The 1,715-nt window shown below is 53.9% G+C and carries 1 rRNA gene; it reads left to right on the top strand.

Annotated features, from left to right (window positions below):
• Positions 1–1,702 (top strand): 23S ribosomal RNA (locus D829_RS34405); the annotation flags it as partial.
• Positions 1,703–1,715: the final 13 nt, after the last annotated feature.

The following is a 1,715-nucleotide window of genomic DNA, read 5'->3' as shown; positions in this document are numbered from 1 at the left end:
CAGGGGTAGGGGAGCGTTGTATAAGGGTTGAAGGTGTACCGTAAGGAGCGCTGGACATTATACAAGTGAGAATGCCGGTATGAGTAACGAAAAGATCAAGTGAGAATCTTGATCCGCCGAAAGCCTAAGGGTTCCTGAGGAAGGCTCGTCCGCTCAGGGTAAGTCGGGACCTAAGGCGAGGCCGAAAGGCGTAGTCGAAGGACAACAGGTCGAAATTCCTGTACCACCGTAAGCCGTTATGAGCAATGGGGGGACGCAGTAGGGTAGTGACGCGGACTGATGGATGTCCGTCTAAGCAGTAAGGCTGATGTGTAGGCAAATCCGCACATTGTAAGGCTGAGCTGTGATGGGGAGCGAAAATTGTAGTAGCGAAGGTCATGATCTCACACTGCCAAGAAAAGCCTCTAGCCAGGTGAAGGTGCCCGTACCGCAAACCGACACAGGTAGGCGAGAAGAGTATTCTAAGGCGCGCGGAAGAACTCTCGTTAAGGAACTCGGCAAAATGACCCCGTAACTTCGGGAGAAGGGGTGCCCCGGTAGTGTGAATAGCACGAGGGGGCCGCAGTGAAAAGGCCCAAGCGACTGTTTAGCAAAAACACAGGTCTGTGCGAAGCCGTAAGGCGAAGTATACGGGCTGACGCCTGCCCGGTGCTGGAAGGTTAAGGGGAGTGGTTAGGAGCAATCCGAAGCTGTGAACCGAAGCCCCAGTCGGCGGCCGTAACTATAACGGTCCTAAGGTAGCGAAATTCCTTGTCAGGTAAATTCTGACCCGCACGAATGGCGTAACGACTTGGGCGCTGTCTCAACGAGAGATCCGGTGAAATTTTAATACCTGTGAAGATGCAGGTTACCCGCGACAAGACGGAAAGACCCCATGGAGCTTTACTGCAGCTTGATATTGAATTTGGGTACGATCTGTACAGGATAGGTGGGAGCCTTTGAAGAGACATGAGCGCCAGCTTGTGTGGAGGCAACGTTGGGATACCACCCTGATCGTATCTAGGTTCTAACCTGGTACCGTAATCCGGTGCGGGGACAGTGTCAGGTGGGCAGTTTGACTGGGGCGGTCGCCTCCTAAAGAGTAACGGAGGCGCCCAAAGGTTCCCTCAGAATGGTTGGAAATCATTCGAAGAGTGCAAAGGCATAAGGGAGCTTGACTGCGAGACCTACAAGTCGAGCAGGGACGAAAGTCGGGCTTAGTGATCCGGTGGTACCGCATGGAAGGGCCATCGCTCAACGGATAAAAGCTACCCTGGGGATAACAGGCTTATCTCCCCCAAGAGTCCACATCGACGGGGAGGTTTGGCACCTCGATGTCGGCTCATCGCATCCTGGGGCTGAAGTAGGTCCCAAGGGTTGGGCTGTTCGCCCATTAAAGCGGTACGCGAGCTGGGTTCAGAACGTCGTGAGACAGTTCGGTCCCTATCTGTCGTGGGCGTAGGAAATTTGAGAGGAGCTGTCCTTAGTACGAGAGGACCGGGATGGACGTACCGCTGGTGTACCAGTTGTTCCGCCAGGAGCACCGCTGGGTAGCTATGTACGGAAGGGATAAACGCTGAAAGCATCTAAGCGTGAAGCCCCCCTCAAGATGAGATTTCCCAGTATGTAAGACCCCTTGAAGACGACGAGGTAGATAGGCTGGGGGTGGAAGTGCAGCAATGCATGGAGCTGACCAGTACTAATCGGTCGAGGGCTTATCCAATAGCAAGTTGTAA

It is taken from the genome of Paenibacillus sp. PAMC 26794 (assembly GCF_000316035.1).
Taxonomy (GTDB): domain Bacteria; phylum Bacillota; class Bacilli; order Paenibacillales; family Paenibacillaceae; genus Paenibacillus.
Note: the sequence above shows the minus strand (reverse complement) of the source record. Positions and strands in the feature narration are given on the sequence as shown.